We start from the raw sequence: 24,759 nt of genomic DNA, 5'->3' as shown, positions 1-24,759 counted from the left end.
AGCGCAGATGAACGAGATCCCCCTCGTCATTGAACGCCACTCTGACCGTGTCATCGCTCAACTGAACCGACCAGACAAACGCAATGCGATCGACCGCGAGATGATCGACGCGTTCCACGCCCTCTGCGAGGAACTCGAAGCCGAACCCCGCACACTGATCCTCACCGGAACAGACGGCGTCTTCGCCGCCGGAGCAGACATCACTCAGTTGCGCGCCCGCCGCGCCGAAGACGCGCATCGCGCCATCAATGCGGGCGCGTTCATCCGCATCCACGAATTGCCGATGCCAGTGATCGCCGCACTCGACGGCTACGCACTCGGTGGCGGCGCCGAACTCGCCTACGCCGCCGATATCCGCATCGCGACTCCGACTCTGAAGATCGGCAACCCCGAACCATGCCTCGGAATCATGGCCGCGGCCGGTGCCACCTGGCGCTTGCGCGAGATCATCGGCGGGGGCCTGGCCAGCGAGATGCTGCTCACCGGGCGTGCGCTCACCGCCGACGAGGCGCTGGCTGCGGGGTTGATCTCCGGCATCCATCCTCCCGCCGATCTACTCGCGGCTGCGCACACGATCGCCGATCGGATCGCCGCGGCCGACCCCCTCGCCATCCGACACACCAAGACCGCCCTGCGCGCACCCCGCGACGCCCACCCCGCGCTCGACGGCGACCTGCAGGCGGAGCTGTTCGAGAGTCCAGAGAAGATGCGCCGGATGACCGAGTTCCTCGAGAGACGCGGCCACAGATGACGGTCGGGGTTCTGAATGGCGGGGTTCTGAATGCCGGCGATCTGAGAGTTGGAGTGCTGGGCGGCGGACGCATGGGCGCCGGCATCGCCCACGCCTTCCTGCTGGCCTGCAGCGAAGTGCTGGTCGTCGAACGAGACCAAGAGGCATCGGATGCCGCGGCACTGCGGATCCGCGAGAACGTGGAGCGATCCATCGAGCGCGAAACCAGTGAACAGCGCAGTGCCAGTGAGCACAGGGCGCCCCGCGCCTCCGCCGACGAACTGCACGCCGCATTGCATCTCAGCACCGAGATCACCCATTTCGCTGACTGCGACCTCGTGATCGAGGCCGTTCCGGAAGACCGCGGCCTGAAGACCAAAGCACTCGCGCGCATCGAGAGGGTGCTCGCCCCGACCGCCGTGCTCGCGTCGAACACCTCATCGATCTCGATCGACTTCTTGGCGGCATCTCTCGCGCGCCCAGAACGCTTCCTCGGGTTGCACTTCTTCAATCCCGTCCCGGCATCCGCCCTCGTCGAGATCGTCGCCGGCACAGCCACCGATCCTGCCGTCACGGCGCAGGCTCACGGGTGGGTCGAGGCGCTCGGCAAGACCCCGATCCTGGTGCGCGACTCCCCCGGTTTCGCATCCAGCCGGCTCGGTCTCGTGCTCGCTCTCGAGGCGATCCGAATGCTCGATGCTGGCGTAGCATCCGCCGAAGACATCGACACCGCGATGGAGCTCGGTTACCGGCATCCGATGGGTCCGTTGCGCACGACCGACATCGTCGGACTCGACGTGCGCCTGGGTATCGCGGAAGAACTGCACGCCACCCTCGGCGAGCGCTTCGCCCCGCCCGTCCTGCTGCGCCAAATGGTGGCGGAGGGAAAACTCGGCCGCAAAAGCGGTGAAGGCTTCTACAGATGGGATGCGAGATGACCGAGATCCTGCCGAGCTACGTGCAGGGTTCGTGGTGGACACCCACCGCGACCGGAGCCATGGGCGGAGCCGCGACCGGAGCGAGCATCGTGCGCGATGCCACCACTGGCGAGGAAGTCACGAGCGTGAGCACGGATGGCCTCGATCTCGCCGCCGCGCTCGACTACGCGCGCACCACCGGACAGGCGACGCTCGGCACGCTGACCTTCCACCAGCGAGCGGTTTTGCTGAAGCAGTTCGCCCTGGCGCTGACCGAACGCAAAGACGAGCTGTACGCGTTGTCCGCGCGAACAGGAGCGACGAAAGCTGACTCTTGGGTAGACATCGACGGCGGCATCGGCGTGCTGTTCGCGTACTCAGGCAAGGGCCGACGCGAGCTGCCGAACGCGCAGGTGTACGTCGACGGCCCGGTCGAGCCGCTGTCGAAGGATGGCAGCTTCCTCGGCCGACATGTCTACACACGACTGCCCGGTGTCGCCGTGCAGATCAACGCATTCAACTTTCCGGTGTGGGGGTCACTGGAGAAGTTCGCGCCCGCCTTCCTCGCCGGGATGCCGACACTGGTGAAACCGGCGACGCCGACCGGCTATCTCGCCGAGGCATTCGTGCGCATCCTGGTCGACTCGAACCTGTTGCCCGAGGGATCGTTGCAGCTCGTGAGCGGCAGCGTGCCAACGCTGTTCGAGAACCTGCGTCTGGGCGATGCCGTCGGATTCACCGGCAGCGCGTCGACCGCTTCAGCGCTGCGCGAGCGCACCCCCGCCGGCGTGCGATTTACCGCCGAGACAGATTCCATCAACGCCTCGGTGCTCGGCCCGGATGCCGTGGCGGGCACGGCCGAGTTCGATGCCTACGTGCGCCAGCTTGTCATGGAGATGACGTCGAAAGCCGGGCAGAAGTGCACCGCGATCCGGCGAGCGCTCGTGCCGACCGGGCAAGCTGATGCCGTGATCGACGCCGTCCGCGCTCGGATCGCCGACAAGGTGGTGATCGGTGACCCGCGCGACGAGGCCGTCACGATGGGTCCCCTGGCATCGCTCGCGCAGCGCGACGAGGTGCTGCGGCAGGTGCGGGTGCTGCAGGATGCCGGTGGGCGGATCGTCGTCGGGTCCACCGAGCCGCCCGCCTCGGTGTCGGCAGACGGCGCCTTCGTTTCACCGATGCTGCTGCGATTCGATGACGCACAGACGAATGCCGTACACGAGGTGGAAGCGTTCGGCCCGGTCGCATCGCTGCTGACCTACGACACCTCCTCCGAAGCGGCGACCCTCGTCGCGCGCGGCGGCGGTTCACTCGTCACGAGTGTCGCCACACACGACGCAGCATTCGCGACGGAGATCATGGCCGGGATCGCGGCATCCAATGGGCGTGTGCTGTTCCTCGATCGTGACGATGCGCGCTCATCCACAGGTCATGGCTCCCCCTTGCCGGGTCTCGTGCACGGCGGGCCGGGCCGGGCCGGTGGGGGCGAGGAGTTGGGTGGCATCCGCGCCGTACTGCACCACATGCAGCGCACGGCCGTGCAAGGCTCCCCCGACATGCTCACGGCATTGACCGGAGTGTGGCACGCGGGCGCTGCCGTCAGGGAAGACGGCATCCATCCCTTCCGGAAATCCTTGGCCGAGCTGCGGTTGGGCGACCGAATCTCGTCCGCATCCCGCGAAGTGAGCCTCGACGACATCGAGACGTTCGCGCACTTCACCGGAGACACCTTCTACGCTCACATGGACGAGGAAGCGGCCGCCGCCAACCCCTTCTTCCCCGGACGCGTCGCGCACGGCTACCTCCTGGTGTCGTGGGCTGCGGGGCTCTTCGTGGATCCAGAGCCAGGGCCGGTGCTGGCGAACTACGGGCTGGAGAACCTGCGCTTCGTGACTCCGGTTTCGCCCGGCGACAGCATCCGTGTCGAGCTAACTGCCAAGAAAATCACTCCGCGTGAGACGGATGACTACGGCGAAGTGTGCTGGGATGCCGTGATCCGCAATCAGAACGATGACACCGTCGCGACCTACGACGTACTGACCCTGGTCGAAAAGGGCGCTGCGGAGAAGAGCACCGTGAAGAAGGGGTAGTCACGCATCCCGCCCCGTCACCCGCGCAGCGCGAGCACGAACGGCAGCACCTCGGTCGCGCCGGACTGACGCAGGATGCGGGCGGCGACAGTCAACGTCCACCGACTGTCGGCCTGGTCGTCAACGAGCAGGATCGGGCCCGCAGGAATCTCGAGCCCATCGGCCCTGAAGCGGTCCCAGAGTCCGGCGAGGCGGAACACACTGTTTCCGCCCGGCTGGCCAGTCGGGCCGCCACTCGCATGCTCGAGTGCCCCGATGTAGGGCAGTCGCCCGACCTCTGCGAGTCCTCGAGCGAGCGAATCGACGAGGAGTGGCCTGGAGCGCGAAGGCATAGCGACGACAGCGACCGGACGTTCTGCCCAACCCCACTCGGCGAGCACCCGAACACACGCCGCGAGCATCTGCGGCGAGATCGGCTCATCGGGAGCGCCGGCCGCGAACAGCGCGCGCAGCGTGCCACCCCATCCGAGGTCGGTCAGACGCGCGAGCGCCCTGCCCTCAGTGGCCTGCTCCGCAGCAGAGATGCGCCCCTTCACAGGGACGTCGAGACGGTCAGCACCGGTCGGCCACGCACGTCGAGGTTCAATGGCGACGCCGACCTTGTCGAGCGATTCGGCGGCCACCGCGCTCGCGGCTGTCGCGATTTCCCGAGGGAACCAGATGCCTGCACAGTTGTCGCACCGACCGCACGGCACAGCCGTGTCGTCGTCGAGCGAACGCTGGAGGAACTCCATGCGGCACCCGCCAGTCTGCTCGTAGTCGATCATGTGCTGCTGCTCGGCGAGACGCTCGGCAGCGATGCGCTCATAGCGCTCCGCGTCATAGGCCCACGGCTCGCCGGTGGCGACCCAGCCGCCCTGCACTCGGCGCACGGCGCCGTCGACGTCAAGCACCTTCAGCAGCAGTTCAAGTGGCGTGCGGCGGATGTCGACCATCGCCTCGAGCGCCGGAGTCGAGACGGGCGAGTCGCCCAACGCAGCGATCACGCGCTCGGCGCGCTCCTGATTCGGCATCGAGGCCGTTGCGAAATAGTGCCAGATGTCACGGTCTTCAACGCCGGGAAGGAGGAGCACGTCAGCGCTCTCACTCGCGCGCCCCGCGCGCCCGACCTGCTGGTAGTACGCGACCGGTGACGAGGGCGCGCCGAGGTGCAACACGAATCCGAGGTCGGGCTTGTCGAAGCCCATCCCGAGCGCGCTGGTTGCCACGAGTGCCTTCACCTCGTTGCGCTTCAGCATGCCCTCCGATTCCATCCGCTCATCGGTGTCGGTCTGCCCGGTGTAGGCGCGCACCTCGTGGCCGCGCTCGCGCAGCAGACGAGCAGTGTCGACCGCCGCCGCTACGGTCAGCGTGTAGATGATGCCAGAACCAGGCAGTTCGTCGAGGTGGCTGAGCAGCCATGCCAGACGACTCGAGGCGTCGGGCAATCGCAGCACGCCGAGCCGCAACGATGCACGCGCGAGAGGCCCGCGAATGGTGAGCACCTCGCCTCCGCCCGTCGGACCTGTTCCCAGTTGCTCCGCGACATCCGCCACGACGCGGCTGTTCGCGGTCGCCGTCGTAGCGAGCACGGGCACCTCGGCGGGCATCTGTGCGATGAGATCGCGCAACCGTCGATAGTCGGGGCGGAAGTCGTGCCCCCAATCACTGATGCAGTGCGCCTCATCGACGACGAGCATGCCGATGCGCTTCACAAGGGCAGGCAACTGCTGCTCACGGAATGCGGGATTATTGAGCCGCTCCGGCGAGACCAGCAGCACGTCGACCTCATCGCGGTCGAGACTGGCGAGCACGTCGCTCCACTCATGCGCGTTCGTCGAGTTGATCGCGACCGCACGAACGCCGGCCCGCTCGGCTGCAGCGACCTGGTCGCGCATGAGCGCCAGCAGAGGCGAAACGAGCACCGTCGGACCCGCACCCTGCTTACGCAGCAGCAGGGTCGCGACGAAGTACACCGCGGACTTTCCCCATCCCGTTCGCTGCACGACGAGCGCCCGCCGACGCTCTGCCACCAGCGCCTCGATCGCTTCGTACTGCCCGTCATGGAACGAGACATCAGGGCGCCCCACCAGGTCGCGCAGCGCAGCGAGGGCTGCGTCGCGAGTATCCGCTGTAGGTGCGGGTGAGCTCGGCGCGTCGAATGTCATGTCCCCACTCTGCCTCACTCGACTGACATCGCGTTCGCCCCTCGCGTCGCCTCGACCGAACGGCCTTTGCACTCCCCGACCCACTATGGGAGAATAACTAAACGATCGGTCAGTAAAGACGTGTATGGCAAAGGAGCCGAAGATGACCGCCCCCAAAGGTCCTTCATCCGTCGAGGAGGAATACTCCGACGAACAGCGCCGCTTCGACGAGATCATCGCGGCAGATTCTCGGATCGAACCGCGCGATTGGATGCCGGATGCCTACCGCCGCGCGCTGATCCGCCAGATCTCACAGCATGCACACTCGGAAATCATCGGCATGCAGCCCGAGGGCAACTGGATCACGCGGGCGCCGAGCCTGAAGCGCAAGGCGATCCTGATGGCGAAGGTGCAAGACGAAGCAGGCCATGGCCTGTACCTCTACTCCGCAGCCCAAACCCTCGGCATCACTCGCGAGGAGATGACCGATCAGCTGATCACCGGCAGGGCGAAGTACTCGTCGATCTTCAACTACCCGACCCCGACCTGGGCCGACATGGGCGCGATCGGCTGGCTCGTCGACGGCGCCGCGATCTGCAATCAGGTGCCGCTGTGCCGAGCATCGTACGGGCCGTATGGGCGCGCGATGATCCGCGTGTGCAAAGAGGAATCCTTCCACCAGCGACAGGGTTTCGAGATTCTGCTCACCCTCATGAAGGGCACGGATGCGCAGCAGAAGATGGCGCAGGATGCCGTGGACCGCTGGTACTGGCCCAGCCTGATGATGTTCGGGCCTCCCGATGGCGATTCTCCGAACTCTGCGCAATCGATGGCGTGGAACATCAAGCGCTTCTCGAACGATGAGTTGCGTCAGCGCTTCATCGGGATGCTGGTGCCGCAGGCCGAGATCCTCGGCATCACCCTGCCAGATCCTGAACTGCACTTCGACGACGAGACCCAGCAGTACATCGGCGGCGAGATCGATTGGACCGAGTTCTTCGAGGTACTCGGCGGCAACGGGCCGATGAATGCCGAGCGGCTGCGAGCGCGTCGCGAGGCCCACGAAGAGGGCGCCTGGGTGCGCGAAGCGGCTTCGGAGTATGCCAGGAAGCAGGAAATGCGCGCAGCGAAGGCGGTGGCGTGATGGCGACACCGGGCACCGACCTCACCGAGCCGTGGCCGCTCTGGGAGGTGTTCGTCCGCGCGAACAGAGGCATGAGTCACGTGCACGCCGGTTCCTTGCACGCGCCGGATGCTGAGCTCGCGATCCGCAACGCCCGTGACCTGTACACGCGGCGCGGCGAGGGTACTTCGATCTGGGTCGTGCCAGCGGATGCCATCACCACGAGCGATCCGGATGCCAAGGGCGCGTTCTTCGAGAGCCCTGCGGGCAAGAACTACCGCCACGCGGTGTACTACACGGCATCCGAGGGGGTGCCGCACCTATGACTGATGACACGCACGCGGCAGGTGTCGCAGATGGCCGGATTGACCCGGCCGAGGCGACAATCTCCGACCCCTCCTCGCGCCGCGATTCATCCGCTCCACCTGCAGGGGTCGCAGATGGCCGCATCGGAGCGGGCGAAGCGACCATCCGCGACCCCTCCCCGCGCACGAGCGACAATGTGCGCCCCCTCCCGCACGGCGCAGTTACCGTGGATGCGCTCGACCTCGCCGACGAACTGACCGGGGCCGACGCGTCGGTCGCCACGATGGCCACCGCTGAGTACGCGCTCTGGCTCGGCGATGACGCTCTGATCCTCTCCCAACGACTCGGTGCGTGGATCGCGCATGCCCCCGAGCTCGAAGAGGACGTCGCGCTCGGCAACATCGCGCTCGACCTGCTGGGCCACGCGCGTTCTCTGCTGCATTACGCAGGCACCGCCAACCGCCGAAGCGAAGACGATCTGGCGTACTTCCGCGATGAGTCGGAGTTCCGCAGCGCGTGGCTGTTCGAGCAGCCCAACGGCGACTTCGCGCAGACGATTGCGCGGCAGCTCGCGGCATCCGCCTACATGTTCGAGCTGTACTCGGCGCTTCGCTCCTCGACGGATGCGACGCTCGCCGCAGTCGCCGAGAAGGCCTTGAAGGAGGTCGATTACCATCGCGACCACGCGGTGCAGTGGACGCTGCGCCTGGCCGGCGGCACCGCAGAGTCACGCGGCCGGATGATCCGCGCAATCGGCAACGTCTGGCCATACGTCGATGAGCTGTTCCGCGATGAACCACTGATCGACGAGTTGGACGGGATCGCGGTGCGACCGTCGACACTGCGCGACGGCTTCGATGCCGTGATCGCAGCAGTGTTCGCCGAGGCCGCACTCGAGATTCCAGAGGTACACGCATCAGCAGGCGGCGGTCGCCGCGGAAGCCACTTTCCAGAGATGGGGCATCTGCTTGCCGAGATGCAGGTGCTGGCGAGGCAACATCCGGGGGCATCATGGTGACCCTCGCATCACGGAACATGGCCTGGCAGATCGCCGCGACCGTCACCGACCCTGAGGTCCCCGTCCTCACGATCGAGGATCTCGGCGTGCTCCGCGAGGTCGCCGTCGACGGTGAGCGCGTGATCGTCACGCTCACCCCCACCTACAGCGGCTGCCCCGCTCTCGACACCATGCGCGACGATGTCGTGCTCGCGCTGACCGCCGCCGGGTTCGACGACGTCGTGGTGCGAACCACTCTGTCGCCCGCGTGGACGACCGATTGGATGACGGATGCCGGAAAGCAGAAGCTCCGCGACTATGGCATCGCTCCCCCACATACCCGCGCGGCGACCGGGCAGGGTCTGAATGGGCAGGGTCTGATCGGTCAGGGCCCAATCCGCCTTCGGCTCGCGGTGAAGTGCCCGCGTTGCGGATCCCTCGACACTCGCGAGGTCTCCCGGTTCGGCTCGACATCTTGCAAGTCGCTCTTCGAGTGCCGTGCCTGCCTCGAACCCTTCGACCACTTCAAAGTGCTGTGAACACCGCGCTGATGAATACGACCGTCCGCCGCCGAGGGCGCTTCCATGAACTCGTGGTCTCTGAGGTCAGGCCGCTGACCCCGGAGAGCATCGAGGTGACCTTCACCGTGCCGCCGGAGCTGCAGAGCGACTACGAATACCTGCCAGGGCAGTACGTCGCACTGCGCGCACATGTCGACGGAAGAGAGGTGCGGCGCAGCTATTCGATCTGCCGGGTGCCGACCCCCGGCCACATCAGCGTAGGGATCAAGCGCGACCTCGGCGGCCTGTTTTCAGTGTGGGCACACGAGCACCTGTCTCCCGGTGAGCGCATCGAAGTGATGAGTCCGGAGGGAACCTTCACGACGAACCTTCCCGACCTCACCGGGGCACATATCGCCGGCATCGCGGCTGGTTCGGGCATCACACCGATGATGGCGCTGGCCGCTCATGTGCTGGCATCCTCACCGACGGCGCAGGTCAGCCTCGTCTATACCAACCGCGCCACGCAGGACGTCATGTTCCTCGACGAGCTCGCCGATCTGAAGGACCGTTACCCGGCCCGTCTTGCTCTCCATCATGTGCTTTCTCGCGAGCAGCGCACTGCTCCTCTGCTCTCCGGTCGCATTGACGCGGAGAAGCTGGGCGCAATCCTCGACGGGCTGCTGCCGCCGGACACCGTCACCGAGTGGTTCCTGTGCGGGCCATTCGATCTCGTCGCGCTGTGCCGCGAGACGCTCGAACACCGCGGTGTGCCCTCCTCCAGCATCCGTTTCGAACTCTTCACGAGTGATGCCGACGGTCCTCGCGTTGACCGCGGACGCCCCGTCATCGTGAACGAGGGTGACGAGATGCGCCGCATCGAATTCACCCTCGATGGGCTGTCGTCCACAGTGGAGTCTCCGGCCTCGGCCAATGAGGCGATTCTGGATGCTGCACTGCGCGTCCGTGGTGACGTGCCGTTCGCGTGCGCCGGCGGTGTCTGCGGCACGTGTCGCGCACGACTCGTGGAGGGCGAGGTGCGTATGACGCAGAACTTCGCGCTCGAGCCGGACGAGATCGAGCGGGGTTTCGTGCTGACCTGCCAATCCCACCCGACGACAAAGAGTGTCGTCGTCGATTACGACGCCTAAACGTCTGAATGCCTGAATGCCTGAATGAAGGAGCGAACATGATCGACCTGACCATCACCGACGCGGTCGCCCACGTCGTGCTGAATGCTCCAGAGAAGCGCAACGCCCTCAACGAGCAGGCTCTCACTGACCTTGGGTCTGCATATGACGAGGCCGCGGCGGCAGGTGTCCGTGCGCTCGTACTGCGTGGCGAGGGCGCTGGCTTCTGCGCTGGACGCGACATCGCCGGAGTCGACCCCGTCACTGACGATGTCACCGGCTACCTCGACGGCCTCGTGACTCCGCTGCTCAAGAAGATGTCCGCATTCCCTGCCCCAACGTTCGCCGCCGCACACGGCGCCTGCCTCGGCGTCGGGCTCGGGCTGCTGATCGCAACGGATGTCGTCTACGTCGCCGACACCGCGAAGATCGGCTCCCCGTTCGCCGCGCTCGGCGCGACGCTCGACTCAGGCGGGCACGCGCTGTTCTTCGAGCGTCTCGGCGCGCACAAGACGCTCGACCTCATCTACACCGGACGTCTCATGAGCGGCGCCGAAGCTGTGCAGTCGGGGTTATTCTCACAGGTGTTCCCCGCTGATGAGGTCACGACCGCGACAGATGCCGCGGCATCCCGGGCCGCCACCGGCGCGACGCAGGCGTTCCTGGCCAGTAAGTCGCTTGTCGCCCGGTTGCGCGATGAGCGCCTCGCACTCTGGGATGCCGTCGCCGCCGAGAACGCGAACCAGGCGGCTCTACGCGACACCGCCGACTACCGCGAAGGCTTCGCCGCATTCCAGCAGAAGCGGCAGCCCCAATTCACCGGCCAGTGAGCGGCGGGACCACTGTTTGGGCTCCGGGGGCAACCCGCACCTCGCTGCGGGACGCCACGACACCGGCGATGGCGTACACCAACGCCACGATCCAGCCGATGAAGACGGCGAACATCGCGGCGACGAAGAGCACGCCGGTCACGGCATCGTTCGCCAGCCCCCAGGTGGAGAGCACAGACCCGACGGGCGGGGAGTCGCCGCCGTCAGTGAGCGTGAGCATCATCACGAGCAGTGCACCCCAAATAACCCAGCTCGCGACGTTGTAGCCCAGCCGTGTACTGCGTCCCGCCTTCGCGTCGCGATCGAAGGCCACGATGATCGGAGGGATAAACAACGCGATGATCACGAACGGTGCGGCAAATATGCCGATAAACAACATCCAGCCCATCGGCGCCCCCAGCAACCCTCGCCCGAACAAGACGAGGAGTGGGAGGAGCACGGGCGCGATCCATTGGAAGACGCGAACGAACCGGCCGGAGAGTCTCATGCCGCCGAGACTAGCGCACGGCATCCGAGCGTCGAGAACACGCACCCGCGGCCACCATTCCGCCAGGGGCCATCCGGCATCCGAGCGTCGAGAACACGCAAACCGTCCTTCCCAAGCATGTGGAAGGACGGTTTGCGTGTTCTCGGCGGCAGCGGCGGCGGCGGCAGCCGGCGGGACGCGCGGCGTTAGAGCACGCGGAGGATGTCGTCGACGCGCTCCTTGGCATCACCGAACAGCATCTGCGCGTTGTCGCGGAAGAACAGCGGATTCTGCACGCCCGCGTAACCGGACGCCATCGATCGCTTGAAAATGATGACGTTCTCTGCCTCCCACACCCGCAGCACCGGCATCCCGGCGATGGGGCTTGAAGGATCTTCCGCCGCGGCGGGGTTGACCGTGTCGTTCGCGCCGATCACGAGCACGACGGCGGTGGATGCCAGGCCATCGTTGACTTCGTCCATTTCGAGGACGATGTCGTACGGCACCTTGGCCTCCGCCAGCAGCACATTCATGTGCCCTGGCAGACGACCGGCGACCGGATGGATGCCGAATCGCACATCCACCCCTCGGTCACGCAGCTTCTGCGTGAGCTCGGCGACCGGATGCTGCGCCTGAGCGACGGCCATTCCGTAGCCGGGCGTGATCACAACGGTCGATGCTTCTCTGAGCATGTCGGCGACGGATGCCGCATCGATTTCACGGTGCTCGCCGTGGTCGACCTCGGTGCCTGTGGGCGCTGCGATGCCGAAACCTCCGGCGATCACCGAGATGAAGGAGCGGTTCATCGCCTTGCACATGATGTACGACAGATACGCACCGGAGGAGCCGACCAGCGCGCCGGTGACGATGAGCAGGTCGTTGTTCAGCAAGAAGCCCGCTGCCGCGGCCGCCCATCCCGAGTAGCTGTTGAGCATCGAGACGACCACCGGCATGTCCCCACCGCCGATCGACGCGACCAGGTGCCAGCCGAGAGCTAGCGAGAGCAGCGTCACGACGATGAGCAGCGCGAGGCCAGGGGTGATCACGTACCAGACGGTCAGCGCAATGAAGACGGCGATCGCACCGAGGTTCAGCACGTTCTTGCCCGGCAGCATGAGCGGCTTCGACGACATCCGCCCCGAGAGCTTCAGGAACGCGACGATGGAGCCAGTGAAAGTCACACCACCGATGAAGATGCCGATGAACACTTCGCCGTGGTGGATATCGGCCAGCGCGCCGGTGTAGTCGGGAGCGGCGAGGTGCCCGTTCCAGCCGACCAATACCGCGGCGAGACCAACGAAGCTGTGCAGCAGTGCGATGAGTTCCGGCATCCCGGTCATCTCGACCTTGCGTGCGCGCCAGAGACCGATGCTCGCGCCGACCACCATCGCGACAACGAGCAGCACCAGACCGGTGAGGGCCTGCGGCTGTGCCCACGCCCCCTGGAACGTGACCCAGACCGTAGCGACGAGAGCGATGACCATTCCGGCAATGCCGTAACCAACGCCCGAGCGAGCGGAGTCGTGCCGGCTGAGGCCGGCGAGGCTCATGATGAAAAGCAGTGCCGCGACGATGTACGCAGCTCCGGCAACGGATGCCGAGATCTCAACGGCGCTCATCGACGGGCCCCCTTATCCGCGGATTGCTCAGGACCCTTGGAGAACATTTTCAGCATCCTTCTGGTCACCGCGAAGCCACCGAAGATATTGATGGATGCCACGAGCACAGCCACCGCGGAGAGAATCTGCACCACGAGGTTCGGGCTCGCGATCTGCACGACCGCACCGACCACGATGATGCCGGAAATGGCGTTCGTGACGCTCATCAACGGTGTGTGCAGAGCGTGCGCCACCTTGCCGATCACGTAGAACCCGATCACGATCGACAGCAACAGCACCGTGAAATGCTGCGGCAGCGGAGCGGGTGCGACCGCGTTCACGAGGAACAATGCGGCAATGCCCGCGATGATCAGCGCGGCCTTGCCGCGAGCGCCGAGGGTGCGCTTCGGCGCGACCTCGACGACCTCGACTGCGGCGGCCGCAGGAGCCGCTGATACCTGCACGGCAGGCGGAGGCCAGGTCTCTTCACCGTCACGCACCACCGTCACCGCCCGCTGCACCACATCATCGAAATCGAGTGTGAGCTGGCCGTCCTTCTCCGGCGTCAACAGCTTCAGCAGGTTGACGAGGTTCGTGCCGTACAGCTGCGAGGCCTGGGTGGGCAGACGCCCGGCCAAGTCCGTGTAGCCGAGAATGATCACACCGTTCTCGGTCACGTACTTCTCACCCGCGACGGAGCCTTCGACGTTGCCGCCCTGCGCCGCGGCCATATCGACGATGACGCTGCCCGGCTTCATGCCGGCGACGTCAGCTGCGGTGATCAGTCTGGGCGCTGCGCGCCCCGGAATCAGCGCCGTGGTGATGATGATGTCGACGTCGGCGGCCTGCTCGGAATAGAGCTCAGCGGCCCGACGATCGTAGGCCTCGCTGGTCGCCTTGGCATAGCCGTCGGAGGAGACCTCCTTCTGCTCATCGGGAACAGAGACTAAGAGATACGTCCCACCGATCGACTTCACTTGATCTGCAACTTCCGGGCGAGGATCAGTCGCACGCACGATCGCGCCGAGACTCGAGGCCGCACCGATGGCGGCGAGACCGGCGACACCTGCACCGGCGACGAGCACCTTCGCCGGCGGCACCTTGCCCGCCGCGGTCACCTGGCCGGTGAAGAAGCGCCCGAACTCATTCGCCGCCTCGATCACCGCACGGTAACCGGAGATGTTCGACATCGAGCTGAGCACATCCATCGACTGCGCGCGCGAGATGCGCGGCACCGCATCCAGCGCGAGCGCCGTGATCCCCCGCGTCGCGAGAGCCTGACGCAGCTCTGGCTTCAGGTTCGGGCTGAGCTGCGCGATCAACGTTGCGCCGTCCGCGATGCGAGCAATCTCGGCATCCGTCGGGGCGTTCACCTTCAACAGGATCGGTGACGACCACGCCTCATCGGCCTCCACAATCTCGGCGCCAGCCGCGGCGTACGCATCATCCAGGAAGGCGGATGCCGCGCCAGCGCCCCGTTCGACCGCGACGTCGTAGCCGAGCCCTCGCAGCGCACCCACCGTCTGCGGCGTCGCGGCGACTCTCGTCTCACCGCTCTGTTCCTTCACGATGCCGATTCGCATCATCCACTGCTCCCTTGCACGTCGCGGGCCATCAGCCGGCCACCCAGATCGGGCCGGCGCGGGGCACTTGACTTACGACCATATTGGGCCGGACGTGCAGGTTCGGCAAGGATTGCGGCCCTCGGACTCGAAAGAATCGCGCTCTTTGAGATTTGTGAAAGTCTGACACCGACTCCAGCGCCGGCCGCGCGCGTGGGGGAATGAAAAAACGGCTCCGAAGGCGCTCGGAGCCGGGTTTTCATTCCCGCATCAGCTGCAGGACGCGTCCGCGCCGGGACCGGGACCGGGCCGGGGCCCGGGGCCGCCGCCAGGGGCCCCGGGCCACGAGCCCGGCCGCCCTCGCGCACGGAATCTGCCTCAGTCGTCGATCAGCTCCGCCTCGACGACCTCGTCCTCAACTTCAGGCGGCCCCTCGCTCGTCAGCACCAGCCCCGCACCGTCGGCAGACACGTCCACGCGCACGGTGTCACCGTCGCGCACCCTGCCGGAGAGCAACCCCGTGGCGAGCTTGTTCTGCACCTCATTCTGGATGAGCCGGCGCAGCGGCCGCGCCCCGTACACCGGGTCGTAGCCGCGCTCGGCGAGCCACGCTCGGGCATCGGGTGTGACAGCCAGTGTGAGCCGGCGCTCGCGCAGCCGCGTGTGCAGCTGATCAACCGACAGTTCGACGATCTGCGCGAGATCATCCTCAGTGAGCGCCTGGAAAATGACGATGTCATCGAGGCGGTTCACGAACTCCGGCTTGAACGCCTGACGCACCAGCGCCATGACGCGCTCCCGTTTGTCGTCGAGCGACAGCATCGGGTCGATGAGGATCGGCGAGCCCAGGTTCGAGGTGAGGATCAGGATGACGTTCGAGAAGTCCACCGTCCGCCCCTGGCCGTCGGTCATGCGACCGTCGTCCATCACCTGCAACAGCACGTCGAACACCTCTGGATGCGCCTTCTCGACCTCATCCAGCAGCACGACGCTGTACGGGCGGCGGCGCACGGCCTCGGTGAGCTGACCACCCTGCTCATAGCCGATGTACCCGGGAGGGGCGCCGACGAGCCGCGACACCGAGTGCTTCTCGCCGTACTCCGACATGTCGATGCGCACCATGGCGTGCTCATCATCGAAGAGGAAGTCGGCGAGCGCCTTGGCGAGTTCGGTCTTGCCGACACCGGTCGGGCCGAGGAACAGGAACGATCCGGTCGGCCGGCCTGGGTCACTGATGCCCGCGCGTGAGCGGCGCACCGCATCCGCAACCGCCCCGACGGCCTCTTTCTGACCGACCAGTCGCTTGCCGAGCTCAGCCTCCAGATGCAGCAGCTTCTCGCTTTCGCCCTGCAGAAGACGACCGACTGGGATGCCGGTCCACGCCGCGATGACGCTGGCGATGTCCTCTTCGGTGACCTGGTCATTGACCATGCGACCGTCACCGTTACCCTCGGACTGCTCTGCCGCGAACACTTCGCGTTCGAGCGCGGGGATTTCCCCGTACAACAGGCGCGATGCCCTCTCGAGATTGCCCTCGCGCTGAGCACGTTCCGCATCGCCGCGGGCGGCATCCAAGCGGGCCTTAAGATCGCCGACCTTGTTCAGCGAGGCGCGCTCGAGTTCCCACCGCGCCTGCAACTCGCCGAGCGTCGCCTGCTTCGCAGAAAGGTCTTCGCGGAGCGCGGCGAGGCGCTCCTTGGATGCGTCATCCTTCTCCTTCTTGAGCGCGAGCTCTTCGAGCCTCAGCCGGTCGACGTAACGGCGCAGTTCGTCGATCTCTACAGGGGCCGAGTCGATCTCCATGCGCAGCCTGGATGCTGCCTCATCGATCAGGTCGATCGCCTTGTCCGGCAGTTGACGCGAGGGGATGTAGCGGTTCGACAGGGATGCCGCGGCGACCAGCGCGTTGTCCGAGATCGCGACCTTGTGGTGCGCCTCGTATCGTTCCTTGAGCCCGCGCAGAATCGCGATGGTGTCCTCGACCGTTGGCTCACCGACGTACACCTGCTGGAAGCGGCGCTCAAGCGCGGCATCCTTCTCGATGAACTCACGGTATTCGTTGAGCGTGGTGGCACCGATAAGGCGCAGTTCCCCGCGGGCGAGCATCGGCTTGAGCATGTTGGATGCCGCGACCGATCCCTCGCCGCCGCCAGCGCCCATCAGCGTGTGCAGCTCGTCGATGAAGGTGATGATCTGACCTTCGGATTCGGTGATCTCTTTGAGTACCTGCTTCAGCCGCTCCTCGAACTGGCCCCGATACATGGCGCCGGCGACGAGAGCGGAGATGTCGAGGGTGATGACATCTTTGTCCTTGAGCGATTCTGCGACATCCCCCGCGACGATCCGCTGTGCGAGCCCCTCAACGACGGCGGTCTTCCCGACACCTGGTTCGCCGATGAGCACTGGGTTGTTCTTCGTGCGCCTGGTGAGCACCTGGCTGACGCGCCGGATCTCGCTGTCACGGCCAATCACCGGGTCGAGCTTGCCCTGGCGGGCCTGGTCGGTCAGGTTGATGCCGAACTGTTCAAGTGCAGACTGCTGGTCGTCCTGTTGCGGCTGTGCGGGGTTGGTCATCGCATTCCCTCCAGTGAAGTTTTCATCAAGTTGAGTCGCGTTGGCGCAACTTTACCTCACCCGCGCACTGCGCGCACGGCATTCCAAATCACGCGAGCGACCTCGCGCTTTGAACCTTCGGCGGATGCCACGACCACTCCCTCTGCGCCGATGATCTCCACCGCGTTGTCTGCCTTCTCGAAGCCGTGCTCGGCATCCGCGAGGTTCACGGCGAGCAGGTCGACTCCCTTGCGCGCGCGCTTGCGACGGGCTCGCTCGCGCCGCTCCTCCGGGTCACGCAGGGTTTCGGCGGCGAAGGCCACAATGGTCTGGCCCTGCGCGCGCGCCGCGGCAAGCCCCGCCACGATGTCTTCGTTCTCGACCAGATCGATGCGGTCGAGAACACCGCTTTCCTTGGTCAGCTTCTGTTCCGAGGCCTCGGCCGGGCGGTAGTCCGCGACGGCCGCCGCCATGATGACCACATCTCTGGATGCCGCGGCATCCCTCATCGCCTCACCCAACTGCGCAGCCGTGCCGACCGGATGCACCCGAATTCGCGGATGCCGCGCCTCGGCGAGCACGTCAGACGCAATGTTCGCAGCGACCAGATCGACCTCGGCACCGCGGGCTGCGGCTTCGGCGGCGAGCGCGACGCCCTGCTTGCCGCTGGAGCGATTGCCGAGGAAGCGCACCGGGTCGATCGGCTCGCGCGTGCCACCGGCAGACACAGCAACGCGGAGTCCGGCAAGATCCTGCGGAGCAAGCAGTGCAAGAGCGGCATCGAAGATGTCCTCCGGCTCGAGCATCCGACCTGGTCCCGAGTCGCCGCCGGTCAGCTCGCCGTCGCCCGGCCCCAGCACGTGCACGCCGCGTTCGCGGAGGGTCGCGATGTTGGCTTGCGTTGCCGGATGCCGCCACATCTCCGTATGCATGGCCGGGGCGATCGCGACCGGCGCCGTTGTCGCCAGCAGAGTCGTCCCGAGCAGATCATCGGCAAGCCCCGCCGTCATCTTCGCGATCGTGTTGGCCGTTGCCGGAGCGATGATTACGAGCTCAGCGGCCTGGCCGAGAGCGACGTGCCGAACCTTCGCGACGTCGTCATGCACGCTCGTGGTGACCGGATTGCGACTGATCGCCTCCCACGTCGGTGCGCCCACGAACCGCAACGCATCATCGGTCGGAATCACCGTGACTTCGTGACCGGCCTTGATCAGCAGGCGCACCAGGTGAACGGTCTTGTATGCGGCAATGCCGCCCGTGACTCCAACGACGATGTTCATTCCTTGATTCTGCCTGAGCTGCGCATCGCTGTGGGCCTCTGGAGGATCCTGTCGCAACACACCCACGCCGCGCGGATCCATCCCGCAGCGATGGGCGGAGAACGCAGCGATGGGCTGAGCTTTGAGAGCTGGGGCTCCGCCCAACCGTGTTTTCTCCGCCCGAGCGCGCGGCAGAGCCAAGGCTCGACACCGGACCGCGGCCACCTAGACTGGCCGCGTGTGTACGGTCGTGATCGATGTCGCTGAGCCCGGAGGGTCGCGTCTACTTGCGGTCCGTGACGAGGATCCCGAACGTGCGTGGGATTCGCTCGGCCCGTGGTGGCCCGAGCAATACCCGGGGGTGATCGGCATCCGCGACCGCCGCGCTGGCGGTGCCTGGCTCGCCGCTAACCCGGCGACCCGACGCCTCGCCGTGCTCCTGAACCGGGCCGACACCCTCGACCTGCCCGAGGATCAGGTACTCAGCCGGGGCAGTCTCGCGCTGGAGTCCGTTGCCGGCCGGGGGCCAGTCGCTCCACTGCCGATGCACGGATTCAACCTGCTCGAAGTCGGACCCGACTCCGCTCGCGTGCTGTCGTGGGACGGCGAGAGTCTGCGCGAGACTCCGGTTCCGCACGGTGTGCACATGATTGCGCACGACGGTCTGGATGATCCGGCGACCGCACGCATCGCGCGCTGGTTGCCGGAGTTTCGTGCTCACGCCGCTCGGACGGATGCCTGGGAAAGCGAATGGATCGACATGCTCGCGGCATCCACCGTTCTTGACCCCACTGATGATGCGGCGATCATCCGAGACAACCGGCCGCACGGCTATCCGACCCAGTCACTGCTGTACTGCGTCGCCGCGGTGAATCATTCCGGCGTAGAGGTGCACGAATCAGATCTGTCGGCACCTGGCCGCTGGTAGCTCAGGCCGCCGATTCGTCCGCGACGCATGCGAACAGCGTGCGGTACGCGGTCGGCGTCGTTGAGAGTACGCGGGCGAAGTTCTGGCGCAGCACTGCGGCCGAGCCGAAGCCACACTCCTGCGCGATCTCGTCGAGACCCAGGTCGGTGCGCTCCAGCATCCGCTGCGCCTGAATGATCCGCTGGCGCGCCAGCCAGGCCGCCGGTGTCGCGCCATGCTCTGCTTTGAAGCGACGCGCGAAAGTACGAGGCGACATGTGCGCGCGTGAGGCGAGCTGGTCGACCGTCAGATCCTCGCGCAGATTCTCCATGGTCCAGTCGGTGATAGCCGCGAGCGAGTCGTTCTGCACCGTAGCGATCGGTCGATCGATGTACTGCGCCTGACCGCCATCTCGTTGCGGCGGCACGACCATGCGCCGCGCGACACGATTCGTGAGCTCGGCGCCGATCTCCTGGCGCAGCAGGTGCAGGCAGGCATCAAGGCCCGCCGCGGTGCCCGCACTGGTGATGATGCGACCATCCTGCACAAACAGCACGTCAGGGTCGACATCGACCAGCGGGAACATCGCCGTCATCTCGTCGGTGTACTTCCAGTGTGTCGTCGCCCGTCGTCCGTCGAGCACGCCCGCTTCCGCGATGACGAATGAGCCACTGCAGACGCTGAGCAGCCAGGCACCCCTGGCCGCGGCATCCCGCACCACATCGAGAATGCGTGGGTCTGTGGCACCCCACCATTCACGGGGGATCGGACAGACGACGACGAGGTCGGCCTCATAGGCGAAGGAGAGGTCGTTCTCGACGTTGATAGAGAACCCCAACTTGGATGCCACGACCCCCGCCTCGACGGCAACGACACGGAAGTCGAAGTTCGGGACGCCGTCATCTGATCGATCAAGGCCGAACGCCTCGCAGGCGACACCGAACTCGAACGGTGCGAAGCCGTCTTGGACGATGCAGGCGACTGTTCTCATGGTGCTCCTTCAACGACGATGTGTGACCTTGCCCAGTTTGGCAGTTTTTCGATGACCTATGTCAATTCTGCCACTAGTGGCACGAAATCAACAGGCGTAGCTTTTCTGCCATGTCCATTCTCATCCTCCTCGCAGTACTTGCCCTCGTCGGACTCATCGCCACCGTCGTCGAACTCCGTCGCGATGGTTTCCACGCGGTCGCCACCGATTGGTCGCGCGTCGCCGACCGCGACGCCCTCGACAGCGCCGAGGCCTCGATCAGCTACCGCTGATGGTTGGACGCCGCCTACCCGCGGCCAGGTTCCTGGTCGCGACTAGTCTCGACGGCATGAGCGATCCTCAGCGGCCCCCGGTTCCGCCGTATGCGTCCCAGCCCGGTCAGCACCCGCAACCCGGGCATCCGACACCGCCCTCGGCAGCCGCGCAGCCGTATTACCAGAGCCAGCCCCAGCCGCCCGCTGCCCAGCAGGGCTACGTGCTGAACGGGCAGAGCGCGCATCCATCACGCCCAGACTCAACCGGTGGCAACACTCCCGGACGGATCGGCTTCATCATCGGGCTCACCGGCTTGGCGCTGAGCCTGCTGATGAGCGTGATCGTTCAGATCACGATCCGCAGTGTCGGCTTCCAGATCGTCTCGATCTTCGCTGGCTTCGGCTCACTTCTCGTGTTCATCGCCGCATTGGCCGCCCTGGTCTTCGGCCTGGTCGGCCTCAAGCGAGTCGGCGTTCCGCACGGACAGGCAGGTATCGCCGTCGGCCTCGGCATCGCCGGCGTCGCGGGCGGCATCCTCTCTTTCCTCATCAGCTCGCTGGGCGCTCTGTTCTACTGAGCTCCGCTACCTGCCGCCGATCAGCGCCAGAACGGATCAGCGTCGACGCCGATCAGCGTTAGCGAAGATCAGCGCGGCCAGATCAGCGCGACCAGATCCACCGGCGCCGGCGTCGCTGCCGTACCGGCACAGCTTCGGGCTCCGGCGGCGGTACGGCCGTTCGATCGCCCGTGACCCAGCGCAGCCAGAGCGCATCCGGGTTGCCCTCCAGCACGAGTGCGCGGGCGAGCAGCGTCAACGGGATCGACAGGATCGCGCCGAGCGGCCCGATCACGAAGGTCCAGAAGATCACCGAGAAGAAACTCAGCGTGAGGCTGAGATCAACGGCGTCGCTGACGAACTTCGGCTGCACGAGCACCTGCAGCACGACGTTGACGACGCTGTACACGGCGACGACACCGAGCAGCAGCGGCCAGCCGCCGACGGCGAATGCGAGGATCGCTGGCGGCACCAGACCCAGGATGAAACCGACATTCGGGATGAAGTTCGTCACGAACGCGAGGATCGCCCACACGATGGGAGCCGGTACCCCCATCCACCACAGTGCGAGGCCGTCGATGATCGCCACGATCGCGCCGAAACTCGCGTTGACGATGTAATACCGGCGGATGCCACGATTCAGCAGCGTGATGCGTCCGATGACGTGGCTGCGCGTTGCTCCGAACACGGCAGGCGCGTGGCGGTAGCGTGCCGCATCCACCGCCATGAAGATGATGTATGCGAAGACAAAGAACAGTGCGGTGCCGACGGCGACGACCGTGCCTCCAACGCTCTGCACCATCTTCAGCAGGTTCGCAGGCGCGAGCAGCGAACTCACGGCATCCGTCGCCTCCTGCCCGAATCCGAGGTCATCCAGCCATGCGACGAACTCGTTGAACTGGCCGATTACACCGTTATCGGAGGTGAGGTCGACGACGAGGCGGGCGAACTGCGTTCCGGCGAACCACAGCAGCGCACCCATCGCGAGCAGGATGACGTACGCCAGTGCTATGACGAGCGTGGATCCCAGCCAGGTGGGCATCCCGCGGCGCGTCAGCACACTGCGGGCCGGTTCACAGATGACCACGATCACGATCGCCAGGGCGATGGGCCCGACGATCTCGCGGGCGAACGAAAGCCCGGCGATGACGACGACTGATGCGGCGAGCGTCAGCAGCACTCGCAGGCTCGACGAAAGAACAGGGCCGGACACGCTTGAAGGGCTGGTCACTCGGCCAGCGTACCCGCCGGTTCTCGTTCACAACTCCTCAACGATGTGCGTTGTGAACGTCAACACCGCCCATGCGACCGTGATTCGTACTCGACTCTGAGGAGTTATGAACGCTCGCCGAGCACGCGCTCGTAGATCTCGATCATCGCCGCGGTGCGCGATGACTGGCGGAAAGCCTCGGCGACCTCGGAGTCCGGAGTCGGCGCGGTTCCTGCCATGATGTCGGATGCCGCACGCTGCAGAGTCTCGGAAAGCGCAGCGACCGATGGCCCAGGAACTGCCCACAGTCCGCCGCGCAGCTCACCGGCGATGTCAGGGTCGCAGACGATGGTCGGAGTGCCGAGGGCTGCCGCTTCGAACGGCGTCATCCCCTGAGTTTCAAACCCGATGGAGGTCTGCACCACGGCATCCGCTGCGGCAATCCGGGCGAGGGTCTCGGCATAGCTAAGTCGCCCCGCGAATCGCACCCCGGCATGCTGGCGGGCGATCTTCTCCGCTGCGCGCAGCTGCCCTCCGCCGCCGATGATTTCGATGTCGGCATCCACCTGAGATGCGACAACCGCCTCCAGGAACGGGAGCAGCCTCTTCTCAGGACTCATCCGTCCGAGCCACACGAATCGCGGACGCCTGGTGCGTGGAACATCATCTACCGCGTGAGACACCACACCCGGCGTGGTGTCTCGCGCAGACGATGATGTCTCGGCAGCGAGAGTCTCGGCCGCAAGAGTCTCGGCCGCAAGAGTCTCGGCGAGCAAATCATCGTCGATGCCGTTCCACACCACGTCCACACTGTCGAAGACCCTGTGCTGTTCCAGCCGTCGTGCGAAATGACCCGAGGGCGCGGTGACTGCACTGGATCCCTGAGCGATACCGCGAAGGAATGCCCAGCCGTCGCTTCCGCTGACCCGTGAGCCAATGCCGCGCATCGTCTGGCGTCGCCACAGATTCAGCACGGCGAGCACCTGCCTGTGCAGCGGAGTGACCGCGGCCATGCCGACATCGACGCGATTGTGCATCGTGTGCACGACCGGGATGCCGTGGCGATGGGCGAATCGATGCCCGATGAACGCACCCCAGAAGTCGCCCTGCACGTGCACGAGGTCGACGGGCGGGCGGGTAGCGAAGGCACGGTCAAGGAAACGATCGGTGCGACGTCCCGGCCATGACATCGAGTATTCACGATCAAGGGTGATCGGGATGGACGGTGTGTCCAGGTATCCGGGATCCGTCGTCGCGATTCCGCGCGCATGCATCTTCGGCGCGACAGCAGTCACCGTATGGCCGGCACGTTCGAGGAATCGTCGCTGCAACCGCATCGACACCTGCGCTCCGCCGAGGGACTCGAGGTGCTGATCGCCGAAAAAGACGATGTGCATGGGTTACTCCGGCAGCGGTTCGTCACGGTAGAGGGCCTCGAATGTGTCGAGGGTGCGGTTGATGTCGTGCACGAGCACGCCATCCAACGAAGCCTGCTGCATCCGCGCATACTCATCTGGCGACGCGGTCAGCACATCCGTCATTCGTGCCGCAAGCTCGTCGACATCACCTGGCGCGAACAGATATCCGTTCTCGCCGTTGTGTACGAGATGAGGCAGCGCGACAGCGTCTGCGGCGACGATCGGCAACGCCGAGGCCATCGCTTCCATGGTCGCGATCGACTGCAGCTCGGCAATGGATGCGATCACGAACAGGCTTGCGCGCGACAGCAGCGCCCGCAATTCCTCATCAGTCGTTCGACCGTGGAACGTGACGCGATCAGAGAGGCCAAGTTCATCACTGAGCCGCTCGAGATTCTTGCGCTGGTCGCCACCGCCGACGATGTCGAACGTGGTCTCCAATGCCGGGTCGAGCTTCGTCATCGCGTGCAGGATGACCTCGATCTGCTTTTCTGCCGTCAGACGCCCGACGAAGATGATGCGGTTCTTCTCACGCGGTGCGATCACCGGCGTGTACTGCGTGCGATCGATCCCACAGCTGATCGGGATAACACCCTGCACGTCGACGGTCCGCTCGAGAAAATCGGCGGCGCGACGGGTCGGCGTCGTGATGGCGCGCGTGAGGTCGAAGGTGCGCTTCGCATCCCCCCATGCCCACTTCAGCAAGAGATCATCGACGAACTTCGGGAACATGGAGTGGTCGAGCAGATTCTCCGCCATCACGTGATTCGTGGCAATAACCGGGATGCCACGCTCTGCTGCAACATGCGCGAGACCTCGACCGATCAGAATGTGCGACTGAATGTGCACAATGTCGGGTTTCACGCGATCGAGCACCTTGCGCGCATAGTGGGTCGTTCGCCACGGCCACACGAACCGCAGCCAGTCATGCGGCATCCACCGCACCGAAGGCAGACGGTGCAGCGTCATCGGCTCACCCTCGATGACCTCGGTCGCAGGCGTCGCCCGACGGTACTTCGTGTTCGGTGCGACAACGTGCACATCGTGGCCACGCTGCACCAGCCCTGCCGCGAGGCGCTCAGCGAAGCGCGCGGCGCCGTTGATGTCAGGGGCGAAGGTGTCGCATCCGATGAGGATCTTCAACGGAGCGTCAGAGGAGGTCACGGATATGCAGCCTTACGGTACGCGGCAGGGGGCCCGGATCCGGGCGCTGGCAACTCTACCGGAGGGGC

General features: G+C 65.7%; 22 protein-coding genes. 12 read left to right on the top strand and 10 right to left on the bottom strand.

Features of this window, described 5'->3' with window-relative positions; all coding sequences use genetic code 11:
* The first annotated feature begins 7 nt into the window (after positions 1-7).
* From AC1C2Q_RS11135 to paaZ, 3 genes are read left to right on the top strand one after another with little or no spacing between them, the layout of a single operon-like run.
* Positions 8-751, top strand: a complete 744-nt coding sequence (locus AC1C2Q_RS11135; RefSeq protein ID WP_495450131.1) for an enoyl-CoA hydratase/isomerase family protein — start codon at positions 8-10, stop codon at positions 749-751.
* Positions 748-1,668 carry a 3-hydroxyacyl-CoA dehydrogenase family protein gene (locus AC1C2Q_RS11130; protein WP_495450130.1) on the top strand — a complete coding sequence of 307 codons (921 nt, stop codon included), beginning with the start codon at positions 748-750 and terminating at the stop codon, positions 1,666-1,668. The genes AC1C2Q_RS11135 and AC1C2Q_RS11130 overlap by 4 nt, the downstream gene beginning before the upstream one ends.
* Positions 1,665-3,740, top strand: a complete 2,076-nt coding sequence (gene paaZ / locus AC1C2Q_RS11125) for a phenylacetic acid degradation bifunctional protein PaaZ (RefSeq protein WP_495450129.1) — start codon at positions 1,665-1,667, stop codon at positions 3,738-3,740. The genes AC1C2Q_RS11130 and paaZ overlap by 4 nt, the downstream gene beginning before the upstream one ends.
* Before the next feature lie 17 nt (positions 3,741-3,757).
* On the opposite strand, the gene AC1C2Q_RS11120 is transcribed toward paaZ, so the two are convergent.
* Positions 3,758-5,887 carry a RecQ family ATP-dependent DNA helicase gene (locus tag AC1C2Q_RS11120; RefSeq protein WP_495450128.1) on the bottom strand — a complete coding sequence of 710 codons (2,130 nt, stop codon included), beginning with the start codon at positions 5,885-5,887 and terminating at the stop codon, positions 3,758-3,760.
* Positions 5,888-6,029: 142 nt separating this feature from the next.
* Here AC1C2Q_RS11120 and paaA point away from each other — a divergent pair, with 142 nt between their 5' ends.
* Genes paaA through AC1C2Q_RS11090 form a run of 6 tightly spaced genes read left to right on the top strand, consistent with a single transcriptional unit; the run spans position 6,030 to position 10,752 of the window.
* Entirely contained in the window at positions 6,030-7,010 is a 981-nt protein-coding gene (gene paaA / locus AC1C2Q_RS11115) for a 1,2-phenylacetyl-CoA epoxidase subunit PaaA (RefSeq protein WP_495450127.1), read from the top strand.
* A complete protein-coding gene (gene paaB / locus AC1C2Q_RS11110; RefSeq protein ID WP_495450576.1) occupies positions 7,010-7,315 on the top strand; it encodes a 1,2-phenylacetyl-CoA epoxidase subunit PaaB in 306 nt (101 codons plus the stop codon). Before paaA ends, paaB begins: the two co-directional genes overlap by 1 nt.
* On the top strand, positions 7,312-8,313 hold the full coding sequence (gene paaC, locus AC1C2Q_RS11105) for a 1,2-phenylacetyl-CoA epoxidase subunit PaaC (RefSeq protein WP_495450126.1): 1,002 nt from the start codon (positions 7,312-7,314) through the stop codon (positions 8,311-8,313). Before paaB ends, paaC begins: the two co-directional genes overlap by 4 nt.
* The gene (gene paaD / locus AC1C2Q_RS11100) at positions 8,307-8,831 is read left to right on the top strand and encodes a 1,2-phenylacetyl-CoA epoxidase subunit PaaD (RefSeq protein ID WP_495450125.1); all 525 of its coding nucleotides are present in this window, start codon (positions 8,307-8,309) and stop codon (positions 8,829-8,831) included. Before paaC ends, paaD begins: the two co-directional genes overlap by 7 nt.
* An 11-nt stretch (positions 8,832-8,842) precedes the next feature.
* Positions 8,843-9,943, top strand: a complete 1,101-nt coding sequence (gene paaE, locus AC1C2Q_RS11095; RefSeq protein WP_495450124.1) for a 1,2-phenylacetyl-CoA epoxidase subunit PaaE — start codon at positions 8,843-8,845, stop codon at positions 9,941-9,943.
* Between the two features lie 38 nt (positions 9,944-9,981).
* Positions 9,982-10,752, top strand: a complete 771-nt coding sequence (locus tag AC1C2Q_RS11090; RefSeq protein ID WP_495450123.1) for an enoyl-CoA hydratase/isomerase family protein — start codon at positions 9,982-9,984, stop codon at positions 10,750-10,752.
* Here AC1C2Q_RS11090 and AC1C2Q_RS11085 read toward each other — a convergent pair.
* The 5 genes from AC1C2Q_RS11085 to coaBC form a co-directional block, all read right to left on the bottom strand.
* The gene (locus AC1C2Q_RS11085; RefSeq protein WP_495450122.1) at positions 10,739-11,239 is read right to left on the bottom strand and encodes a hypothetical protein; all 501 of its coding nucleotides are present in this window, start codon (positions 11,237-11,239) and stop codon (positions 10,739-10,741) included. The genes AC1C2Q_RS11090 and AC1C2Q_RS11085 overlap by 14 nt on opposite strands.
* A 185-nt stretch (positions 11,240-11,424) precedes the next feature.
* Positions 11,425-12,837 carry a Re/Si-specific NAD(P)(+) transhydrogenase subunit beta gene (pntB, locus tag AC1C2Q_RS11080; protein WP_495450121.1) on the bottom strand — a complete coding sequence of 471 codons (1,413 nt, stop codon included), beginning with the start codon at positions 12,835-12,837 and terminating at the stop codon, positions 11,425-11,427.
* Positions 12,834-14,402: a Re/Si-specific NAD(P)(+) transhydrogenase subunit alpha gene (locus AC1C2Q_RS11075; protein WP_495450119.1), complete on the bottom strand. Its 1,569-nt coding sequence runs from the start codon at positions 14,400-14,402 to the stop codon at positions 12,834-12,836. The genes pntB and AC1C2Q_RS11075 overlap by 4 nt, the downstream gene beginning before the upstream one ends.
* A 354-nt stretch (positions 14,403-14,756) precedes the next feature.
* Complete coding sequence (locus tag AC1C2Q_RS11070) at positions 14,757-16,952, bottom strand: ATP-dependent Clp protease ATP-binding subunit (protein WP_495431167.1); 2,196 nt, start codon at positions 16,950-16,952, stop codon at positions 14,757-14,759.
* Positions 16,953-17,008: 56 nt separating this feature from the next.
* Positions 17,009-18,292 carry a bifunctional phosphopantothenoylcysteine decarboxylase/phosphopantothenate--cysteine ligase CoaBC gene (gene coaBC / locus AC1C2Q_RS11065; protein ID WP_495450118.1) on the bottom strand — a complete coding sequence of 428 codons (1,284 nt, stop codon included), beginning with the start codon at positions 18,290-18,292 and terminating at the stop codon, positions 17,009-17,011.
* A gap of 136 nt (positions 18,293-18,428) precedes the next feature.
* On the opposite strand from coaBC, the gene AC1C2Q_RS11060 reads away from it, so the two are divergent.
* Positions 18,429-19,118: an NRDE family protein gene (locus tag AC1C2Q_RS11060; RefSeq protein WP_495450117.1), complete on the top strand. Its 690-nt coding sequence runs from the start codon at positions 18,429-18,431 to the stop codon at positions 19,116-19,118.
* A 1-nt stretch (position 19,119) separates the two neighbouring features.
* Here AC1C2Q_RS11060 and AC1C2Q_RS11055 read toward each other — a convergent pair whose 3' ends face one another.
* A complete protein-coding gene (locus AC1C2Q_RS11055; RefSeq protein WP_495431165.1) occupies positions 19,120-20,088 on the bottom strand; it encodes a GlxA family transcriptional regulator in 969 nt (322 codons plus the stop codon).
* A gap of 110 nt (positions 20,089-20,198) precedes the next feature.
* On the opposite strand from AC1C2Q_RS11055, the gene AC1C2Q_RS11050 reads away from it, so the two are divergent.
* Both AC1C2Q_RS11050 and AC1C2Q_RS11045 read left to right on the top strand, forming a co-directional pair.
* Positions 20,199-20,360, top strand: coding sequence for a hypothetical protein (locus tag AC1C2Q_RS11050; RefSeq protein WP_495450116.1), 162 nt, complete (start codon positions 20,199-20,201; stop codon positions 20,358-20,360).
* A gap of 56 nt (positions 20,361-20,416) precedes the next feature.
* Positions 20,417-20,920, top strand: a complete 504-nt coding sequence (locus tag AC1C2Q_RS11045) for a hypothetical protein (RefSeq protein WP_495450115.1) — start codon at positions 20,417-20,419, stop codon at positions 20,918-20,920.
* Positions 20,921-21,002: 82 nt separating this feature from the next.
* On the opposite strand, the gene AC1C2Q_RS11040 is transcribed toward AC1C2Q_RS11045, so the two are convergent.
* The 3 genes from AC1C2Q_RS11040 to AC1C2Q_RS11030 all read right to left on the bottom strand — a co-directional run bounded on the left by AC1C2Q_RS11040 (position 21,003) and on the right by AC1C2Q_RS11030 (position 24,697).
* Positions 21,003-22,130, bottom strand: a complete 1,128-nt coding sequence (locus tag AC1C2Q_RS11040) for an AI-2E family transporter (protein WP_495431161.1) — start codon at positions 22,128-22,130, stop codon at positions 21,003-21,005.
* Between the two features lie 104 nt (positions 22,131-22,234).
* Positions 22,235-23,506, bottom strand: coding sequence for a glycosyltransferase family 4 protein (locus AC1C2Q_RS11035; RefSeq protein ID WP_495450114.1), 1,272 nt, complete (start codon positions 23,504-23,506; stop codon positions 22,235-22,237).
* A gap of 3 nt (positions 23,507-23,509) precedes the next feature.
* The gene (locus AC1C2Q_RS11030; protein ID WP_495450575.1) at positions 23,510-24,697 is read right to left on the bottom strand and encodes a glycosyltransferase; all 1,188 of its coding nucleotides are present in this window, start codon (positions 24,695-24,697) and stop codon (positions 23,510-23,512) included.
* Positions 24,698-24,759: the final 62 nt, after the last annotated feature.

The organism is Microbacterium sp. Y356 (assembly GCF_059445355.1).
This window is presented reverse-complemented; position numbering and strand designations above follow the sequence as displayed.